An 18,344-nucleotide genomic window follows, 5' to 3' on the forward strand; every position below is an offset into this window, starting at 1 on the left:
CCGAGAGGACGGCCGACGACCGGCGCAGTGGCTCGCTACTTCTTGGCGGAGCCGGCAGCCTTGCCGAAGCGGGCCTCGAAGCGGGCCACACGGCCACCGGTGTCGAGGATCTTCTGCTTGCCCGTGTAGAACGGGTGGCACTCGGAGCAGACCTCGGCGCGGATGTTGCCGCTCTCGATCGTGCTACGGGTGGTGAACGACGCACCGCAGGTGCAGCTGACCTGGGTCTCGACGTACTCGGGGTGGATGTCGCGCTTCAAGGTGTCTCCTAGATTCGGGAGGGCACCGGGTCGTACGCGCGGATTGCTCGTACGTGAACCGGGGCCGACGTACCAGTCTGCCAGGACCGGCCGTATCTCCCAAAACCGGGGTGGGGCCCGCGGTATTCCTGGCCCTGCCAGCGGGTACGAACGGTTCTCACGGCTGCCTGTCGTGCCGGAGCGGCTGCGATCCGCGCAGCCGTCATTCGCCGCCGACCACGTCGGCGGCCTCTCCCTTGTCGCCGGCGGAGTCCGCGAGCGCGGCGGCGGGGATCGGCCTGTCCTGCTTGAGCGCCCGCCACACCTGCGTGGCGCCGGTCTCGACGGGGACGACGCGGTTGGGGTCGAGCGGGTCGTAGCGGACCGGCATCGTGACCATATGGACGTCGTCGGCGCCGAGGGCGCTCAGCCCGCGGGCGAAGCCGGCCAGCTCGTTGACGGAGTCGAGCTCGGAGTCCGGGGTGATCGCCTTGCTGCCGGTGTCGGCGAGGTCGAGCAGCTTCTTCGGGTTGCTGAAGACGCCGACGTCCTTGACCTGGTCGATGAACGCCTTCATGAAGGCCTGCTGGAGCTGGATGCGTCCCAGGTCGCTGCCGTCGCCGACGCTCTTGCGGGTGCGGACGAGGCCGAGGGACTGCTCGCCGTCTAGCGTGTGGGTGCCGGGCGGGAGGCTGAGGTGGCTCTTGGAGTCGTCGATGGGGCGCATCGTGGTGATCTCCACGCCACCGAGTTCGTCGATCAGCTTGGTGAAGCCGGTGAAGTCGACCTCGATGTAGTGGTCCATGCGGATGCCGGACATGGCCTCGACGGCCTTGACGGCGCAGGCCGGGCCGCCGGTCTCGTACGCCGTGTTGAACATCGCGCGGGGTGCGCCGGGACGGACGCCGCCGTCGGCGTCGGTGCAGTCGGGCCGCTCGACGAGGGTGTCGCGGGGTATGGAGACCACGCTTGCCTTCTTGTGGCCCTGGTAGACGTGCACGACCATCGCCGTGTCGGAGCGGGCGGCGCCTTCGTCGGTGCCGTACGCGCCGTTCTCGCCGGCGCGGGAGTCCGAGCCCAGGACCAGGATGTCCATCGAGCCGTCGTCGATGTTCTTCGGGCGGTCGGTGCCGAGGGCCTGGTTGATGTCGACGCCCTCGAGGTTTCCGTCGACCTTGACGTACACGTATCCCAGACCGGAGCCGCCGACGAGGACGAGGGCGGCCGCCGACCAGCCCGCGACGGTCCACAGCGTCCCCCGTATTCGGCCGCCGCTGCTGCTGTCGGTCATGGGTCTCCTCGACTCTGTCGGACCGCTGCCCCTGGGGTGACAGACGGTGAAGCGCCCGAAAGGGTTGCACGGCCGTATGAGAAGTCCCTGAGAACGGGACGTGGGAAAGGTCCCTGAGAACGACGTGTGCCCACCGTGCGTCGCACGATGGGCACAGTGGCCGGGCGGCGCCGGGACCCGGCCGGGTCCCGGCTGATGCCGTGGCGAAGATCTCTCAGTCGTTGCCGTTGGCGACGCCGGGAGTGGTCTTCTGGATCTGGAGCAGGAACTCGGCGTTCGACTTCGTCTGCTTCATCTTGTCGAGCAGCAGCTCGATCGCCTGCTGCTGGTCCAGCGCGTGCAGCACGCGGCGCAGCTTCCAGGTGATGGAGAGCTCGTCGCTGCCGAGCAGGATCTCCTCCTTGCGGGTGCTGGACGCGTCCACGTCCACCGCCGGGAAGATGCGCTTGTCCGAGAGCTTCCGGTCGAGCTTGAGCTCCATGTTGCCGGTGCCCTTGAACTCCTCGAAGATCACCTCGTCCATGCGCGAGCCGGTCTCGACCAGAGCGGTGGCCAGGATGGTCAGCGAGCCGCCGTCCTCGATGTTGCGCGCGGCGCCGAAGAAGCGCTTCGGCGGGTACAGCGCGGTCGAGTCGACACCACCGGACAGGATGCGCCCGGAGGCCGGGGCCGCGAGGTTGTACGCACGGCCGAGGCGGGTGATCGAGTCGAGCAGGACGACCACGTCGTGACCCAGCTCGACGAGACGCTTGGCGCGCTCGATGGCCAGCTCGGCGACGGTGGTGTGGTCCTCGGCGGGGCGGTCGAAGGTCGAGGAGATGACCTCGCCCTTGACCGACCGCTGCATGTCGGTGACCTCTTCCGGACGCTCGTCGACGAGGACGACCATCAGGTGGCACTCGGGGCTGTTGACCGTGATCGCGTTGGCGATCGCCTGCAGGATCATGGTCTTGCCGGTCTTCGGCGGAGCCACGATGAGACCTCGCTGGCCCTTGCCGATCGGCGCGACGAGGTCGATGATCCGCGTGGTCAGCACACCCGCGTCGCTCTCCAGACGGAGGCGGTCCTGCGGGTACAGCGGGGTCAGCTTGTTGAACTCGGGGCGGCCGCGGCCGGATTCGGGCGCCATGCCGTTGACCGAGTCCAGGCGGACCAGCGCGTTGAACTTCTCGCGGCGCTCGCCCTCCTTGGGCTGGCGCACGGCGCCGGTGACGTGGTCGCCCTTGCGCAGGCCGTTCTTGCGGACCTGGGCGAGGGAGACGTACACGTCGTTCGGGCCGGGCAGGTAGCCGGAGGTCCGGATGAACGCGTAGTTGTCGAGGATGTCCAGGATGCCCGCGACGGGGATCAGGACGTCGTCCTCGGAGACCTGCGGCTCGCCGCTCGCGAAGTCGTCGCGGCCGCGGCGGCCGCGACGGTCGCGGTAGCGGCCTCGGCGTCCGCGCCGGCCGCCGCCGTCCTCGTCGAAGTCGTCCTGCGGGCCGCCGCCCTGCTGGCCCTGCTGGCCGCCCGGGCGCTGCTGGCGCTGGCCGCCCTGCTGGTCGTCGCCCTTGCCGCGGCGGTCGCGCTGCCGCTCGCCACGGTCCCGGCGCTCGCCGCGCTGGCCGCGCTCCTGGCGGTCCCGGCGGCCCTCGCCCTCCTGGGCGCCACCGGCCGGCTCGGCCTTGGCGTCGCCCTGCGGCTCGGTCCTGACGTCGGTCTTGACGTCGACGGCCGTGTCGGCGCGCACCTCGGTACGGGCCTCGGGGCTGCCCGCCTGCGCGGTGGAGCGGCGACGGCGGCGCTCACCGGCCGGCTGGTCGTCTCCCCCGGAGCCTGCGGCCTGGGAGGTGCCCCCGGCCGGCTGTCCCGGGATCTCGATCTGCTGCTGGGCGACGGCCTTCTCGGCCGCGTCCGCCTTCCCCTCGGCCGGGGCGGTGGACTCGTCGCCCGTACGCGCCTTGGAGGTGGTGCGGCGCTTCGGCTTCCCCGGCGCCTCGCCGGCGGCTTCGGCGCTCTTCGCCGGAGAGGCCCCGGTGCCGGCCTGCGCCTCCTTGATGACCTCGATCAGCTGACTCTTGCGCATGCGCGCAGTGCCCCTGATGCCGAGGCCGGACGCGACCTGCTGCAGCTCGGCCAGGACCATGCCCTCGAGGCCGGTGCCGGAGCGGCGGCGCCGTGCGGTGGTGCCGGAGGCAGCACCTGCGGCGGGCGCGGCGGTGTCGACGTTGTTGTCGGCAGTCACGCCCATCAGATCGGTGGTGTCGCTCACGAAGGGTCCTTCCCTGGAGCGGACGTCGGCCTTCTGGCTCGGCGACCGGTCGTGCTGTCCGCCACGGCCCGTCGCAGCGGACCGTGTCGGAGCGGTGGTCCCGCCGGTGCAGATCAACGGCGGAGAGATATACATGCATACGTGCAAGCCCGGCCCGAGATCCCCCTGCTCGGCCCACTCCTGGGTAAAGCGAGGGGTGTCGTGCCGGTTCCGGAGCGTGCTCGAAACTGCTCAGGCAGGCTGCTCAGGCAGTGTGGGAGGCTCTCGGAAGAATGGTGGTCCCGATGAGGGACACGCAGCACCGCGTCGCGATGACGACGACGGTTGCAGACTTGAGGTTAACACTACCGGCTCCAACAAACATTCCCCCTCTCACTCACCGGCAATCGCGTGTCACTGCGGAGCGAGCGGCAGGACGCTCGCTCCCGCGGCGTCGAAGGCGAGCCGGTTGGCCGCCCATCCCTCGCCCGCCAGCTGTGCGACCTTGTCGGCCACACCGTCCTCGGCCAGCGCGAGCACCGTGGGGCCCGCACCGGAGATGACCGCAGGAACGCCGTCGGCGCGCAGTCGGTTCACAAGATCGATGCTCTGCGGCATGGCCGGGGCCCGGTACTCCTGGTGCAGCCGGTCCTCGGTGGCGGGCAGCAGCAGTTCGGGACGCCTGGTCAGAGCCTCGACCAGCAGCGCGGCGCGGCCGGCGTTCGTCGCGGCGTCGACGTGCGGGACGGTGCGCGGCAGCAGTTCGCGGGCCGTCTCGGTGAGCACCGGCTTCGCGGGGACGAAAACCACCGGAACGACGGAATCCGTGGGGTCCATCCTGATCGCGCGCGCCGCTCCGGCCTCGGTCCAGGCCAGGGTGAAGCCGCCGAGCAGACAGGCGGCCACGTTGTCGGGGTGTCCCTCGATCTCGGTGGCGAGCTCCAGCAGCGCCGCGTCGTCGAGCTTCGCGTCGCCGCCTATCGTCACCGCGCGCGCGGCGACGATGCCGGCGCAGATGGCGGCCGAGGAGGAACCGAGGCCGCGGCCGTGCGGGATGCGGTTGGCGCAGACGACCTCGAGGCCGCGCGGCTGCCCGCCGAGCAGGTCGAAGGCGGTGCGCAGGGAGCGCACGAGCAGGTGGCTCTCGTCGCGGGGCAGTGTCTCGGCGCCCTCACCCGCGATGTCGATGTGCAGACCGGAATCCGCGACCCGGACGACGACGTCGTCGTACAGACCGAGCGACAGGCCGAGGGCATCGAAGCCCGGACCGAGATTGGCGCTGGTGGCGGGGACGCGCACCCGGACGGCGGCGGCACGGAACGCTGGACCGGCCATCGCTCGACGACTCTCCTTGGTTCTGAACTGTGAGATGTACGAGATTTATTCGAGAGGACGAACACCCGATGGCCTCAATGGCAACAACACCGCGGCATATGCGGCGGGGCGGGTTCGGGTACAGCCTATCGAAGGAAGGTTCACCTGCGACATAGGGCGCACGGGAGGCGCACGATGCGTGTCGCAGGACCCCTGTGCCCCTACGTATGCCGTTGTCCCGGTTGCCATACTTTCCAGTAGGGCAACCGGGCGGCCACAAGGGGCCTTTGAGCCGGATCCCGCTCGGCGGGACACCGCCCGCGGGGCGCCTGCCCGGCCGGTCGGGCCGGGCAGGGCCGGAGGGCTCTAGGCAAGGCCGAGGCGCTCGGCCGCGGCCGCGGCGTCCACCGGGACGGTGACCGGCTGGGGAGCTCCGGCGACGGCCCAGTCGGGGTCCTTGAGGCCGTTTCCGGTGACCGTGCACACGATCTTCTGGCCCGGGTCGACCTTGCCCTGCTCCGCGGCCTTCAGCAGACCGGCGACGGACGCGGCCGACGCCGGCTCGACGAAGACGCCCTCCTGCGAGGCCAACAGGCGGTAGGCGCGCAGGATCTCACGGTCCGTCACCTCGTCGATGAAGCCGCCCGACTCGTCGCGCGCGGCGAGCGCCTGCTTCCAGGAGGCCGGGTTGCCGATCCGGATCGCGGTGGCGATCGTCGACGGGTCCTTGACGACCTCGCCGCGCACGATCGGTGCGGAGCCGGAGGCCTGAAAGCCCCACATGCGGGGCGTCCGGGTGGCCATCTTGTCCGCTGAGTACTCGGTGTAGCCCTTCCAGTACGCCGTGATGTTGCCGGCGTTGCCCACGGGCAGCACGTGGATGTCGGGGGCGTCGCCGAGGGCGTCGACGATCTCGAACGAAGCGGTCTTCTGACCCTCGATCCGGTACGGATTGACCGAATTGACCAGCGCCACCGGGTAGTTCTCGGACAGGCCGCGGGCCAGGTTCAGGCAGTCGTCGAAGTTGCCGTCGACCTGGAGGATCTTCGAGCCGTAGACCAGGGCCTGGCCCATCTTGCCGAGCGCGATCTTGCCCTGCGGGACGAGGACCGCGCAGACCATCCCGGCACGCACCGCGTAGGCGGCCGCCGACGCGGAGGTGTTGCCGGTGGAGGCACAGATGACGGCCTGCGCGCCCTCCTCCTTGGCCCGGGTGATGGCCATCGTCATACCGCGGTCCTTGAAGGACCCGGTGGGGTTGGCGCCCTCGACCTTGAGGTGCACCTCGCAGCCCGTGCGCTCGGAGAGGACCTGCGCCGGGACGAGCGGCGTGCCACCCTCACGGAGCGTGACGACCGGCGTCGTGTCCGTGACCGGAAGGCGGTCCCGGTACTCCTCGATGATGCCGCGCCACTGATGGGTGCCGTTGGTGGTCATGGGTCCCTTACTCCCCTTCAACACGCATGATGCTGGCGACACCGCGCACGGTGTCGAGCTTGCGCAGCGCCTCGACGGTCCCGGACAGGGCGGCGTCGGGCGCGCGGTGGGTGACGACGACGAGCGATGCCTCGCCGTCCTTGCCCTGCTGGCGCACGGTGTCGATCGATACGCCGTGCTCGGCGAAGACCGTCGCGACCTGGGCGAGAACGCCCGGCTTGTCGGCCACGTCGAGGCTGATGTGGTACCGCGTCACCACGTCGCCCATGGGGCTCACGGGCAGCTGGGTGTACGCGGATTCGCCGGGCCCCGTTGCCTCGGCGAGCTTGTTGCGGCAGACGGCGACGAGGTCGCCGAGGACCGCGGAGGCCGTCGGCGAGCCGCCGGCGCCGGGGCCGTAGAACATCAGTCGGCCGGCGGCCTCGGCCTCGACGAACACCGCGTTGTACGCCTCGCGGACCGACGCCAGCGGGTGGCTGAGCGGGATCATCGCGGGGTGCACGCGCGCGGTGACGGACTGGCCGTCGGCGGCGCGCTCGCAGATGGCGAGCAGCTTGATGGTGCAGCCCATGCGCTTGGCGGACGCGAAGTCGGCGGCCGTGACCTCGGTCATGCCCTCGCGGTAGACGTCGTCGAGCCGTACGCGGGTGTGGAAGGCGATCCCGGCGAGGATGGCGGCCTTGGCGGCCGCGTCGAACCCCTCGACGTCGGCTGTCGGGTCGGCCTCGGCGTACCCGAGGGCGGTGGCCTCGTCGAGCGCCTCGGAGTAGCCGGCCCCGGACGTGTCCATCTTGTCCAGGATGAAGTTCGTCGTGCCGTTGACGATGCCGAGGACGCGGTTGACCTTGTCGCCCGCGAGGGACTCGCGCAGCGGCCTGATCAGCGGGATAGCGCCCGCGACGGCCGCTTCGAAGTACAGGTCCCGGCCATGCTGCTCGGCGGCGGCGTAGAGCGTCGCGCCGTCCTCGGCGAGCAGCGCCTTGTTGGCGGAGACCACGGAGGCGCCGTGCTCGAACGCCGTGGTGATGAGGGCCCGCGCCGGCTCGATGCCGCCGATGACCTCGACGACGACGTCGATGTCGCCGCGTTTGACCAGGGCGGTGGCATCGGTGGTGACGAGCTCGTCGGGGATACCGGCGCGCGCCTTCCCGGGGCGGCGCACGGCGACCCCGGCGAGCTCCACCGGGGCGCCGATGCGCGCGGCGAGGTCGTCGGCGTGCGTCGTCATGATGCGCGCCACCTCTGAGCCGACCACACCACAGCCCAGCAGCGCCACCTTCAGCGGACGCGTACGCATCATCCGACCTCGTTTCTCTTACTTCTACGGTTGGACCAGTCTCACCCACCGGACCGGAGTTTCTATCCCTCGTCCGGCATTCGAGACACCTATCTCAATTAACCGACGTCGAGACGCAGGAGATCTTCCTCCGTCTCACGCCGGACGATCACCCGCGCCTCGCCGTCCCGGACGGCGACGACGGGCGGGCGAAGTGCGTGGTTGTAGTTGCTGGCCATGGAGCGGCAGTACGCGCCGGTGGCCGGCACGGCGATCAGGTCGCCCGGCGCCAGGTCGGCCGGCAGGAACGCGTCCCTGACCACGATGTCGCCGCTCTCACAGTGCTTGCCGACGACTCGGCTCAGCATCGGGGCCGCTTCCGACGTCCGCGACACGAGCGCGACGCTGTACTCGGCGTCGTACAGCGCGGTGCGGATGTTGTCCGACATGCCGCCGTCGACGCTGACGTACGTCCGCAGACCCTCCAGCGGCTTGACCGTACCGACCTCGTACAGCGTGAACGCCGTCGGCCCGACGATGGCGCGGCCCGGCTCGACGGAGATACGGGGGGTGCGCAGCCCGGCGGCCTCACACTCACGGGTGACGATCTCGCCGAGCGCCTTCGCGATCTCGTGCGGCTCGCGCGGGTCGTCCTCGGGGGTGTACGCGATGCCGAGACCGCCGCCGAGGTCGATCTCGGGCAGCTCCACGCCGTGCTCGTCCCGCACCTGGGCCAGCAGCTGCACGACGCGGCGGGCCGAGACCTCGAAACCGGCCATGTCGAAGATCTGCGACCCGATGTGCGAGTGGATGCCGATGAGCTCCAGCCCGTCGAGCTTCAGCGCGCGGCGCACGGCCTCGGCGGCCTGCCCGCCCGCGAGCGCGATGCCGAACTTCTGGTCCTCGTGGGCCGTCGCGATGAACTCGTGCGTGTGCGCCTCGACACCGACGGTCACCCGGATCTGGACCCGCTGCCGCTTGCCGAGGCCCTGCGCGATGTGCGCGACGCGGACGATCTCCTGGAAGGAGTCGAGCACGATGCGCCCGACGCCCGCGCGCACGGCGCGCTCGATCTCGGCCTCCGACTTGTTGTTGCCGTGGAAGGCGATGCGCTCGGCGGGCATCCCCGCGTCGAGGGCGGTCGCGAGCTCGCCGCCGGAGCAGACGTCGAGATTGAGCCCTTCCTCCTTCAGCCACCGCACGACGGCGCGCGAGAGGAACGCCTTGCCCGCGTAGAACACGTCGGCATCCTTGCCGAACGCCTCGGCCCAGGCGCGGCACCGGGCGCGGAAGTCGGTCTCGTCGAGGAAGTACGCGGGCGTGCCGAACTCCTCGGCGAGCCGGGTGACGTCGATCCCGCCGACGGTCACGACGCCGTCCGTGTTCCGGGTGACGGTGCGGGACCAGACCTTGCCGTCGAGGGCGTTGAGGTCGGTGGGGGGTGCGGTGTAGTGGCCCTCGGGGAGGACGTCGGCGTGGCGGGGCCCGGCGGGGTGGGCGGATCGGCTCATCTGTCTCTCACATCTCACAGGTGTTCGGGTGCGCTGACGCCGAGCAGGGAGAGGCCACCGGCGAGCACCGTCCCGGCGGCCTCGGCGAGGGCGAGCCGGGAGCGGTGGGCGGCCGAGGGTTTCTCGTCCCCGACGGGCAGCACCGTGTGCTGGAAGGCGAGGAGCGCGTCGGCGGTGACGTCCAGGTGCCGCGCGAGCCGGTCGGGCGCGCGCAGCCGGGCGGCGTCGGCGACGACCGCGGGGTAGTCGGCGACGGCGGTGGTGAGGGCGGGGGCGTCGACGTACACGTCGGGGGCGGCACCGAAACCGAGAGCGGCGGCGCTCCGGCTGAGGGCCCTGGCGCGGGCGTGGGCGTATCGGACGCGGTAGAGCGGATTGCGCTCGTGCTGCACGAGGAGCCCCTCGGTCCGTGGCCGGTCGTGCGCGGCGGCGGAGAGGAGCGCCCAGCGGACGGCGTCGCGGCCGAGGGAGGCGGGGAGGGTGGGGGCGTCGCCGCCGGGAGTGTCGGGGAGGTCGCTGTGGGGGGCGTCGGCGCCGGGGGCGTCGAGGAGGCCGGCGCGGGGGGCGTCGGCGCCGGGGGCGTCGGGAAGGACGCGGGGGGCGGGGACGACCGTGACGGTCTCGCCGTCGCGCGCGGGCCGGGCGCCGAGCCGCAGGAGGGTCTCGGCCCAGACGCGTGCGCGCAGCTCGTCGGCGTGGGCGAGGGCGACGGCGTGGGCGGCGGCCTCGCCGGAGCCGTCGGGCATGTCGGCACGGCTTGAGCCGTCGTGCATGTCGGCGCTATGAGGCTTGTCCACACCGCCGGGCATTCCGTACCGATCGCCCTGCTGTCGCACTGTCGCGAGAAGCCGCTGCTGGGCGCTGCCGGCGAGGGTGAAGTTGAGGAACCCGGGCCCGGTGATCTCGATGCGCTCGATGTCGCCTGTGGGGCCGATCCGCTCCTTGAGGAGCGCGGCGACGTGGCCGGCCGGCTGCCCGGCGGGTCCCGCGAGCCGGAGGGCGACGTTGGTGGCGTAGTCCCCGTGCCCGCCGGGCCGGGGCCGCTCGATGCGCACGCTCTCGGGCACGGGCGCCCGCAGCACACCGTCCTCCACCGCACGGCACACGGCGTGCAGGACGGTACGGGAGAGCTCGGCGGGAGTCACGGGACAAGCGTATGGGAGGGAGGGGGTGGCTTTGCGAACCGGTTTCGCCATGCGGTCAGCGGCGGGGCCGAGGTCGGGTCGGGCCGGGGGGGGGATCAGCCGCGGGTGGTGCGGGCCCGCCCGGTCTCATGCCTGCCGTCGACGGACGGCGGACCCTCCCGGTGCTCGCGGTACATCAGCTGCCGCACGATCCGGACGAGCTCGGCGGGCTCGAAGGGCTTGGCGAGGAAGGCGTCGACGCCCGCGGCGATGCCGGTCTCGACCTCGTACTGCGTGCACGCGCTGATGATCGCGAGCGGGACGTGCCGGGTGGCGGGATCGGCCCGCAGGCGAGCGGCGGTCCGCAGGCCGTCGAGCCGGGGCATCACGACGTCAAGGGTGATCACGTCCGGCTCCACCTGATGGACGACGTCCAGACACTCGGCACCATCGGCCGCGGTCACGACCTCGAAGCCCTCCAGCTCGAGGTTGACCCTGATCAGCTGCCGAATCACCCGGTTGTCATCGACAACGAGCACTCGGCCGGACGCGCTGGACACAACTCGAGAGTAGGTGCGCGAGCACGGCGGCGTCCGGGTTTTCCCCACTTCCGACCCGTGCGGGGGACGCGGGGCACGAGGGGGCACAGGGGGCCGCGCACCCGGGACCGTCACGGGCTGGAAATACCTGTTCACGGCGACCCTTCGGGAGCTGGTAGGGTTCTACCCGTCGCCACGCAGCAGCGGGCGCACGCCCCCGTAGCTCAGGGGATAGAGCAACGGCCTCCGGAGCCGTGTGCGCAGGTTCGAATCCTGCCGGGGGCACCCTTTCTGAGGTGCCCAAAGACCCCGTGACCAGCGAGTTCGCTGAGTGCGGGGTCTTGTTGCATGTGCAGGTGGAGGCGGTCGGATGCAGGGCCATGAAAGTGATCATGTAATGACGACGTAATGATCTTGGCGGGCCTTCTGGCAGGTCAACAGCCGTTTCTCGGCAACCTGAGCGTAGCTTCCCGACACACCTCCGACACGGCGAAAGCCCCGGATCGCTCCGAGGCTTTCGTGTGAGGGCCGTGTGGGCCGTTTCATCCCTCGGTGTCGTCGTCCTCCTCCCCTAGACCCCTCAGGATCCGCTCGTTCATCTCCTGCTCTTGGCCGTCGATGCACTTCGCGTAGATCTTCAGAAGCACGTCCACGGAGTGGCCGGCGCGGGCCGCCACCTCCGGGGCGGGGACGCCAGAGTTGAGCCACTGGGAGACGCCTGCGTGACGAAGGTCGTACGGGCGAGCCGCCAGGACGGAGGAGACCTGTTCTGGTGGGAACGCCAGTTTCCGGGCCTGCTTCCACGCACGGGAGTAAGACGACGCGGCTACGACGTTGCCCCGCTCACTGGCGAACAGCCTGCCGTCCTCCGCCGTGCCGAACTCCTTGATGTGGTCTTGGAGCATCCGCACGAGCGGAGGCGGTATCGGCACGATGCGCACCTCACCGTCCGCCCGCTGCTTCAGGCCGCGCCGGTCGTGTGCCTCGCCGGAGTCGGTCCACGCCTTCCCGGCGGTGGGCCGGGTCTCGGCCAGGTCGATCCGGCCCCAGCCCTTTTCCGGGAGCGTGCAGTCCGACAGGCGCAGGCCCAGTGCCTCACTGGGCCGCATGGCCGCGTAGTACAGACAGCCGAAGAACGCCCGCAGGCGTCGACCGCTCGCCCGTTCATAGCCGCCGACGTAGGTGACCGCAGCCAGCAACTCCCGCGCCTGTCGAGGGTTGACCACTACCCGACGGTCGATTTCCTGGACGGCTCGCTTCCCCCGCTTGCGTCGCACGCGACTCAAGGGGTTCGAGGGCAGCATCTCCAACTCCACTGCGTACTCAAGGGCGTTGAAGATCACCGCACGGCGCCGCCGGTAGGTCTGCGTGGCCGCAGGCTTGCCGTCGAGCTTCCGCGTGAGTGCGTCGATCAGGGCGTGCGCGCGGGTGATCTCCTGGAGTTCCGCGACCGGCAGCGAGGCTTTGTCGATCCACTTCGCTGCCGCCGCGATCTCCTCGGGCCGCTCGCGCTCCCGCCGAGGCGGAGGCAGGACGTACGAGCGCAGTGCCCGCCGCAGATCTGCCGGAGTCGGTCGTCCGCGGACCGGCTTTACCAGCGCGGGCAGGACGGTCGCCAAGGCGTCGGTCATGCTGTCGCGTTGCTTGGCCGACGCCTCCGCCCACCGGGCATCGATGTACTTGAGCGCCAGCCCGAGCAGGGACAGGGCCGCCTTGCCCCCACGTAACGAGTCCGGCAGACCGGTCACGGTGTCGAACGGCTCGCCCTTGTCCGCCGCCCGAAGCAGCTTCGCGCGGAAGCGGTCGGCGAGCGCCTTTGTCTTGTGCGACTCGTGGAAGGGTTCGCCGTCGACGGACCAGCGGACGAGGTACGTCGGTTTCTTCGCGGAGCGGTTGATGCTGAGCTTCCAGATGACGACCTTGTATGACTTCACGACGAGGCCCCCTCTGCACGCTCCTCCAACCAGTCGTTGAGCACGTCGCGCCGAACCCGGAGCTCTCCGTTCGGCAGGCGGATGCAGGGCGGGGCGAGGCGCAGTTCCCGCCACCGGTAGAAGGTGCGCCGGGAGATGCCGCCCAGTTCGTCGAGTACCTGGCGCACGGTGAGCAGCTCGGCCGCCCTACCGCGGTTCTCACGCACCATGACGGCCATCGCCCTCCTGCACGGAGGCAGCCAGGAGCGCCGCCTCCGGCGAGTAGCCGCGCCCCGCGTAACGCCACTCCCCGACCGTGATGGTCGGGACGTCAGCCAGTCCGAAGGCTGCCCGCTGTTGCTCCGCGCGGTGGTCGGCACGGGCCTGCCGGAGTGCGGTCAGCGTGGTCGAGTAGCGGCGTGACTTGCTGGAGAAGTGGCCGCCGTACCCAAGCATGTGGGCCCAACGGCGCAGTCCGAGCGACTCGAATTCCGGCAGTCCGCCGAGCCACCAGCACGTGCCGATCATGCGCAGCACGTGCGCCCGCACGGGCAGCGTGACCATGTTCCGCGCGTGGTAGATCCGGCCGTCGACTGCGCCGGCGGTCTCCGCCCCCTTCGTGGCGTACTTGGCGATGTAGCCAGCCACAGCCGCCGCGGAGGCAGGCCGCTCCCCCGTGCTCCGGCCGTACGAGGTGACCGGGCGCACGTCGACCTGCGTGCCGAAGCGCAGCTCCCGCCGACCGACGACGTCCGCCCCCGGAGCGGTCAGCCGTACCCGACCGGCCACCTCCCGTACGGCGTCCGCCAGGAGCGGCACGGTCGCCCAGCCCGGCGGAGCCGAGTCGGGTCCGTCCGGTCCGTCGAGGCGGATCACGCCATGGAAGTGGACCAGGCCGCGCCGCTGGTACTCGGCGACCTTCGCGTACGAGAGCCGAGCGACTTCCCCGAACTCCGTACGCGACAGCCCGGCACACCGGGCGACCTCCCGCCGCAGCTCCAGCCCGAACCGGTGCCATAGCCGACCGGCGTACGCGTGCCAGAGGACAGCGCCCGCGTAGTCGTAGCAGCGCGGGCAGAGAGGTTCGCCGAGGCAAGGATCGTCCGCCGAGTGGCGCGCACGGCATCCGGCCGGCCGCCCGTGGGGGCAGCACTCCCCCGACCGACGAGGGCGGCAGGCCCGTACACGCCCCTCGTCTTCCCGCCGCGTATGGACCGGACCGAAGCCGGGAGCGGTGAGCGTGGCGAACACGCGCGGGTGCCCGCTCACCGCCTCCGTGACGTTCTTGCCGCCGACGAGTCCGGCCCGTACGAGTTGGTACGTGTCCGCCCGGTACAGCGCCGAGCAGGCCGGGCAGACCGTCGCCCGTCGGTTGCCGCACGCGGTGAGCAGGCGACCGCCGTAGACGTCGGACCCGTACGAGAGCAGCGCCGCGCCCGTAGTCGTGTCGAAGACGGTCGCCGTGCCGACCAGGTGAATCGGGTTGGTGCAGCCGCCGAGGCGGACGATGTTCCGGCGCCAGGCGGCGAACTCCGGGTCCGACGCCCTGGCAACCAGATCGGCAGCGCCCCGCGGTATGAGGGCGGTGGTCATCGGCGACCACCCCCGCCGCCGAATGCATGCCCCATCACGGCCGAAATGCCCTCCGGCCGGGTCTTGGCACTGAAGCGGAGTGTCGGCTCCGTGAGCCAGAGCGCCGCAGCGTGAGCGGGGCACAGATGCTGCTCCGTGTCATCGAGCCCGACGAGGACGATCTGATCCTTTCCGGCGCAGGTCGAGACCTCCGAGTCGCGCTGCCTGAGTTCACAGTCGGGCAGCGGGGATTTGCGCGAATGATGCGCGGTGGACAAAGTGTGAGTGCTCCTTTCACTGCTCATGTGGCGGATGGAGTGGGTTCCTGACGGGGTCGGGTTTGGCGACTTCGCGCCCCGTCGGGGGCCCGTCGTACGGGCGATCACTGCCGCTCCTCGGGCGGAATCGCGACGACGACGTACGCGATCGGTCCGAAGTCGCGGCGCGCGTCGAAGTAGCCCCGGCCGAGGTCCTCCGTCGGCACGCCAAGCGGAGCGGCGACGGACTCCACTCCCTCTCGGCGAGTGGCGGAGTCGGAGGCGTCAACCAGGACTGCGACGGATGCGTGGCGCGGTACGACGACCGCAGGGTTGGCCGACAGGAAGTCGACCAGCTCACGCAGACCGGCGAGGAACGCGGCCGGGTCACCGGAGCGGATGACGTACTTGGACACAGGGAGTCCCCTTCTCTTGTCAACGGGTGCTGTCAGAAGCGGAGTTGGCCCAGGAAGCCGCTCACGCCGTCGAGGAACGCCTGAGCGAACGGCGCGGCCACGGTCTTGGAGAGCAGGAAGCCGAAGGCTCCGCAGAGCAGCGCGTCGGCCCACCTCAGGTACCGGATGCGCAGCAGGAACCAGATCAGCAGACCGAGCAGCAGAACGGCGGACATGGACACCAGCACGGCAGGCCCCTTTCACGGCGCTTCGACGTGCAGTTCGGACAGGACGGGAGTCAGGTGCGCGTACTCGGCGGCGACGGCTTCCGCCTCTGCTTCCGTGATCAGGTGCGACCGGGCGCGTTCCCAGCCGTCGCCGGAGGCGAGGACGGCCGTACCGGCCTGTTCCGGGGTGATGGCCTGCGCAGCCTTGAGGGCATCGGGGTTGAGGTCGCCGAGCGCCATTTCCGCGGTCCCCGGGTCGGCAACCCGATGGCACACCCGGCCGCCCAACTGCGCGCGCAGGGCGGTAACGCCGGGCCCCAGGTCGGAGCCGACGCGTTGGCCGGCGACAACGAGGAACACCCCGAGGGCCGCGCCGAGTTGGGCCAGCCGGATCAACGCCGTACCGGCCGCTTGCGCTTCGTCCTTCTCACTTCGGCTCGCGACGAGGAACAGTTCCGCGATCTCGTCGACGATCACGACGACGGGGACCGGGCGTTCCTTGTCCGGCAGACCCCAGACGTTACGGACGCGAGCGGCCCGGCACACGCTCATGCGGTCGAGGGTCAGGTCGACGAGCGCAGCCAGCAGCCGCACCGCCTGTTCACGGTTGGTCGCCAGGGCGGACAACCGCGGCCCGTAGAGGGACAGTTCCATGCCGCCCTTGCAGTCGATCCCGACCAGGGCGACGGATTGCGGAGCCAGGCCCGCAACGAGTGCGTTGATCAACGTAGACTTGCCGGAACGGGTGGCACCCACGATCAGCCAGTGCGGCACGCGCCGCAGGTCGAGCACCCACGCGGCCCCGGTCTCCAGCACGCCCACGGACACCCGGAGCAGATGGCCAGGGCCTCGCTGCATCGGAACCCGAGGAGCGGCCAACGGGTCGGACGCCGATGCAACGATCCGCACGATCCCCGGTTTCCAGGAGGTCACCCGCACCGCATGAACCTCCCAGCCCTCCGCCATGGCGGGAGCAGCCTTGACGAAGTCCTCCGGCACCTGGCCCGGCAACAGCCGTACCAGCAGCACGAAGCCGCCGGAGGTCGGGCGTATGAGTCCGCGACGCGGTACCTGCGGCTGCGGTGGAGGCGCCCCGTTGCCGACGAGCCCTGACACGACGGTCAGCGCCGGTCGCCGACTCACGGCGAGGCCGCAGCCGGCCATCAACGGCCGCCAGGTGTGCATGACCCGGAAGGCCGCAGCCGGGAAGCCGAGTAACAGCCACCAGGCGACGGGATAGCGGCGGCGCAGGGCCGGGCTCGCCAGAAACAGGCCCGGCACCAGCACTGCGGCCACCACCAGAACCCAACTCGGCCCGGACGCACCGGCGGAGGTGGTGGAGGCCATGTTCATCACTGCGCGGCCCCCTTACCCGCCGGGGCGGGAGCGCTCAGGGGCCGGATCTCCGCCGCACGGAACGCGATCCCGTGCCGTCCCTCGTTCTCCCACGGCGTGGCGACCAGGTCCCGCACGGCCACCGGCATGCCGAGCTGCACACCGGTCGGCTCACCGGCCACGTTCACGGTCACGACGTCGGCCGACGCCCCGGCCATCAGGCAGAGTCCGACTTGGTACATGGTCTTTCCGGTCTCGCGGTCAACGCGGAGCTGACCGGTCTCTCGGTTGGCGACCCGCGGAGCCGGGGGCACGGCGCAGATGATCCCCGTGAACTTCGCGGTGTCGATCGGAAGGCTTGCCACTGTTCGTCTCTCCTCTATCTCTGGCACCCGAAGGCGGATCCTCCGGGTTGCTAGACCACCCGTAGTACGGGTGACCCCAGACCAGAGTGACGACCCGTAGTACGGGTTGTCAACCGGCTAGCGATACGAGAAGCTGTCCACGATCGTGGGCAAGCCGTCTACGACGACGAACAGCCGCAGAATCCACGGCCACGGAGGGCCCGCATGCCGCCGAAGGACACGCAGCCGAAGTACCGGCAGATCGCCGACTACCTGCGCGATGGCATCTTGGACGGCACCTTCGCGGCTGGCCAACCGCTCCCGTCCGAGGAGACGTTGGCGAAGCAGTTCGGCGTGACGCGCCCCACAGTCCGTCAGGGCCTAGCCGAACTAAGGGCATCCGGTCTCGTCGAGGCCATCATGGGCCGCGGCACCTTCGCCCGCTCCCCCCACAGCCGCCCCAGCCTCACACGCCCGCGCGGCGTACGCCGAGCCCCCGACGGCCGCTACATCGAGGCCGACGGCATCCGCTGGACCGACGCCGAGCCGCCCGTAGCCACCCGCACCGACGCCCCGCTAGCCCTGGCGGACCTACTCCGCATCCCGCCGGGCGAGCCGATGTTCACGTACGACGCCCTACAAACGGCAGACAATGGCCGCCTGCGCCAACTCCACCGGACGTACGTGCCATTCTCGGTCCTCATCGACACCAAGTACGAGGAGGAGGCCCCGCCGCCAGCACCGGAGCTCTACACCGCACTCGCCGACCTGGGCCACGAACTCCACTTCACGGAGTACGTCCGCACCCGCATGCCCCTACCGGACCAGGCCCAAGCCCTGCGACTCGCGGACGGGGTGCCCCTCTTGCATGTCCTGCGCGTGACGCTCGCGGAGGCAGACAAGCCCCTGGTTCTGGAGGAGTTCCACCTACCGGGCGATGAGTTGGAGCTGTCGTTCAGGCTGTAGCCGAACCCCTGCCAGCCGAACCCAGCCGAACCTGAATTGGCTCAGACTTTCTTCACGTCATCAAGGCGGCTCGCTCCGCTCCCCGCGCGCGGCCCGGCCCCCGGCCGGGCCTGCGCTCCTGCCTCCGTCCCCTCCAGCCCGGCCGGTGCCCGTGCCGCGCGCACAGCAATCAGCCACCTGACGTCAAAGAAGGGGTACGTCGTGGCTGGGGCGGTCGGCTCCACGGCTTGACGGAGCCACTTTGGCGCGAGCCTCGAAGATCATGGCCCCAACGTCGTGCTTTACCAGGCAGGTCTACAGACTGCCCGACGCACCGCAAGCTTACGGGGCCATGATCAGTCGCGCCAAAGCAGCGCCACCCCAAAGCCGCTCCG

Annotated in this window: 18 protein-coding genes and 1 tRNA gene; 2 read left to right on the forward strand and 17 right to left on the reverse strand. The window is 70.6% G+C overall.

Annotation, left to right across the window (positions count from 1 at the left end; genetic code table 11):
• Positions 1–35: 35 nt before the first annotated feature.
• From rpmE to ACLB9X_RS15780, 9 genes are all read right to left on the reverse strand, one after another.
• The gene (gene rpmE, locus ACLB9X_RS15740; protein ID WP_264247201.1) at positions 36–260 is read right to left on the reverse strand and encodes a 50S ribosomal protein L31; all 225 of its coding nucleotides are present in this window, start codon (positions 258–260) and stop codon (positions 36–38) included.
• A 202-nt stretch (positions 261–462) separates the two neighbouring features.
• Positions 463–1,530: an LCP family protein gene (locus ACLB9X_RS15745; RefSeq protein ID WP_410360974.1), complete on the reverse strand. Its 1,068-nt coding sequence runs from the start codon at positions 1,528–1,530 to the stop codon at positions 463–465.
• Between the two features lie 214 nt (positions 1,531–1,744).
• Complete coding sequence (gene rho / locus ACLB9X_RS15750) at positions 1,745–3,781, reverse strand: transcription termination factor Rho (RefSeq protein WP_410360975.1); 2,037 nt, start codon at positions 3,779–3,781, stop codon at positions 1,745–1,747.
• A gap of 393 nt (positions 3,782–4,174) precedes the next feature.
• A complete protein-coding gene (thrB, locus tag ACLB9X_RS15755) occupies positions 4,175–5,095 on the reverse strand; it encodes a homoserine kinase (protein WP_410360976.1) in 921 nt (306 codons plus the stop codon).
• 345 nt (positions 5,096–5,440) lie between these two features.
• Positions 5,441–6,511, reverse strand: coding sequence for a threonine synthase (gene thrC / locus ACLB9X_RS15760; RefSeq protein WP_410360977.1), 1,071 nt, complete (start codon positions 6,509–6,511; stop codon positions 5,441–5,443).
• A 7-nt stretch (positions 6,512–6,518) separates the two neighbouring features.
• Entirely contained in the window at positions 6,519–7,811 is a 1,293-nt protein-coding gene (locus ACLB9X_RS15765) for a homoserine dehydrogenase (protein ID WP_410360978.1), read from the reverse strand.
• 95 nt (positions 7,812–7,906) lie between these two features.
• Positions 7,907–9,298: a diaminopimelate decarboxylase gene (gene lysA / locus ACLB9X_RS15770; RefSeq protein ID WP_410360979.1), complete on the reverse strand. Its 1,392-nt coding sequence runs from the start codon at positions 9,296–9,298 to the stop codon at positions 7,907–7,909.
• A 14-nt stretch (positions 9,299–9,312) separates the two neighbouring features.
• Positions 9,313–10,443 (reverse strand): ArgS-related anticodon-binding protein NrtL, encoded by a 1,131-nt coding sequence (gene nrtL / locus ACLB9X_RS15775; protein ID WP_410360980.1) that lies wholly within the window; start codon positions 10,441–10,443, stop codon positions 9,313–9,315.
• A gap of 95 nt (positions 10,444–10,538) precedes the next feature.
• Positions 10,539–11,030: a response regulator gene (locus tag ACLB9X_RS15780; protein ID WP_410360981.1), complete on the reverse strand. Its 492-nt coding sequence runs from the start codon at positions 11,028–11,030 to the stop codon at positions 10,539–10,541.
• A gap of 144 nt (positions 11,031–11,174) precedes the next feature.
• On the opposite strand from ACLB9X_RS15780, the gene ACLB9X_RS15785 reads away from it, so the two are divergent.
• Positions 11,175–11,246, forward strand: a tRNA-Arg gene (locus ACLB9X_RS15785).
• Between the two features lie 257 nt (positions 11,247–11,503).
• On the opposite strand, the gene ACLB9X_RS15790 is transcribed toward ACLB9X_RS15785, so the two are convergent.
• The 8 genes from ACLB9X_RS15790 to ACLB9X_RS15825 all read right to left on the reverse strand — a co-directional run bounded on the left by ACLB9X_RS15790 (position 11,504) and on the right by ACLB9X_RS15825 (position 17,025).
• A complete protein-coding gene (locus tag ACLB9X_RS15790) occupies positions 11,504–12,895 on the reverse strand; it encodes a tyrosine-type recombinase/integrase (protein WP_410360982.1) in 1,392 nt (463 codons plus the stop codon).
• Positions 12,892–13,113: a helix-turn-helix transcriptional regulator gene (locus tag ACLB9X_RS15795; RefSeq protein WP_410360983.1), complete on the reverse strand. Its 222-nt coding sequence runs from the start codon at positions 13,111–13,113 to the stop codon at positions 12,892–12,894. The genes ACLB9X_RS15790 and ACLB9X_RS15795 overlap by 4 nt, the downstream gene beginning before the upstream one ends.
• Entirely contained in the window at positions 13,094–14,467 is a 1,374-nt protein-coding gene (locus ACLB9X_RS15800; RefSeq protein WP_410360984.1) for a replication initiator, read from the reverse strand. The genes ACLB9X_RS15795 and ACLB9X_RS15800 overlap by 20 nt, the downstream gene beginning before the upstream one ends.
• The gene (locus ACLB9X_RS15805) at positions 14,464–14,724 is read right to left on the reverse strand and encodes a hypothetical protein (protein ID WP_410360985.1); all 261 of its coding nucleotides are present in this window, start codon (positions 14,722–14,724) and stop codon (positions 14,464–14,466) included. The genes ACLB9X_RS15800 and ACLB9X_RS15805 overlap by 4 nt, the downstream gene beginning before the upstream one ends.
• A gap of 104 nt (positions 14,725–14,828) precedes the next feature.
• Positions 14,829–15,119, reverse strand: coding sequence for a hypothetical protein (locus ACLB9X_RS15810; RefSeq protein ID WP_410360986.1), 291 nt, complete (start codon positions 15,117–15,119; stop codon positions 14,829–14,831).
• 32 nt (positions 15,120–15,151) lie between these two features.
• Entirely contained in the window at positions 15,152–15,346 is a 195-nt protein-coding gene (locus tag ACLB9X_RS15815; protein ID WP_410360987.1) for a hypothetical protein, read from the reverse strand.
• Between the two features lie 12 nt (positions 15,347–15,358).
• Entirely contained in the window at positions 15,359–16,672 is a 1,314-nt protein-coding gene (locus tag ACLB9X_RS15820) for an FtsK/SpoIIIE domain-containing protein (protein ID WP_410360988.1), read from the reverse strand.
• Positions 16,673–16,677: 5 nt separating this feature from the next.
• On the reverse strand, positions 16,678–17,025 hold the full coding sequence (locus tag ACLB9X_RS15825; RefSeq protein WP_410360989.1) for a hypothetical protein: 348 nt from the start codon (positions 17,023–17,025) through the stop codon (positions 16,678–16,680).
• 204 nt (positions 17,026–17,229) lie between these two features.
• Between ACLB9X_RS15825 and ACLB9X_RS15830 the strand changes: the two genes are divergently transcribed.
• Positions 17,230–17,970 carry a GntR family transcriptional regulator gene (locus tag ACLB9X_RS15830; protein ID WP_410360990.1) on the forward strand — a complete coding sequence of 247 codons (741 nt, stop codon included), beginning with the start codon at positions 17,230–17,232 and terminating at the stop codon, positions 17,968–17,970.
• The last annotated feature ends 374 nt before the right edge of the window (positions 17,971–18,344 follow it).

Source organism: Streptomyces sp. 5K101, from assembly GCF_046506645.1.
Classification (GTDB): domain Bacteria; phylum Actinomycetota; class Actinomycetes; order Streptomycetales; family Streptomycetaceae; genus Streptomyces.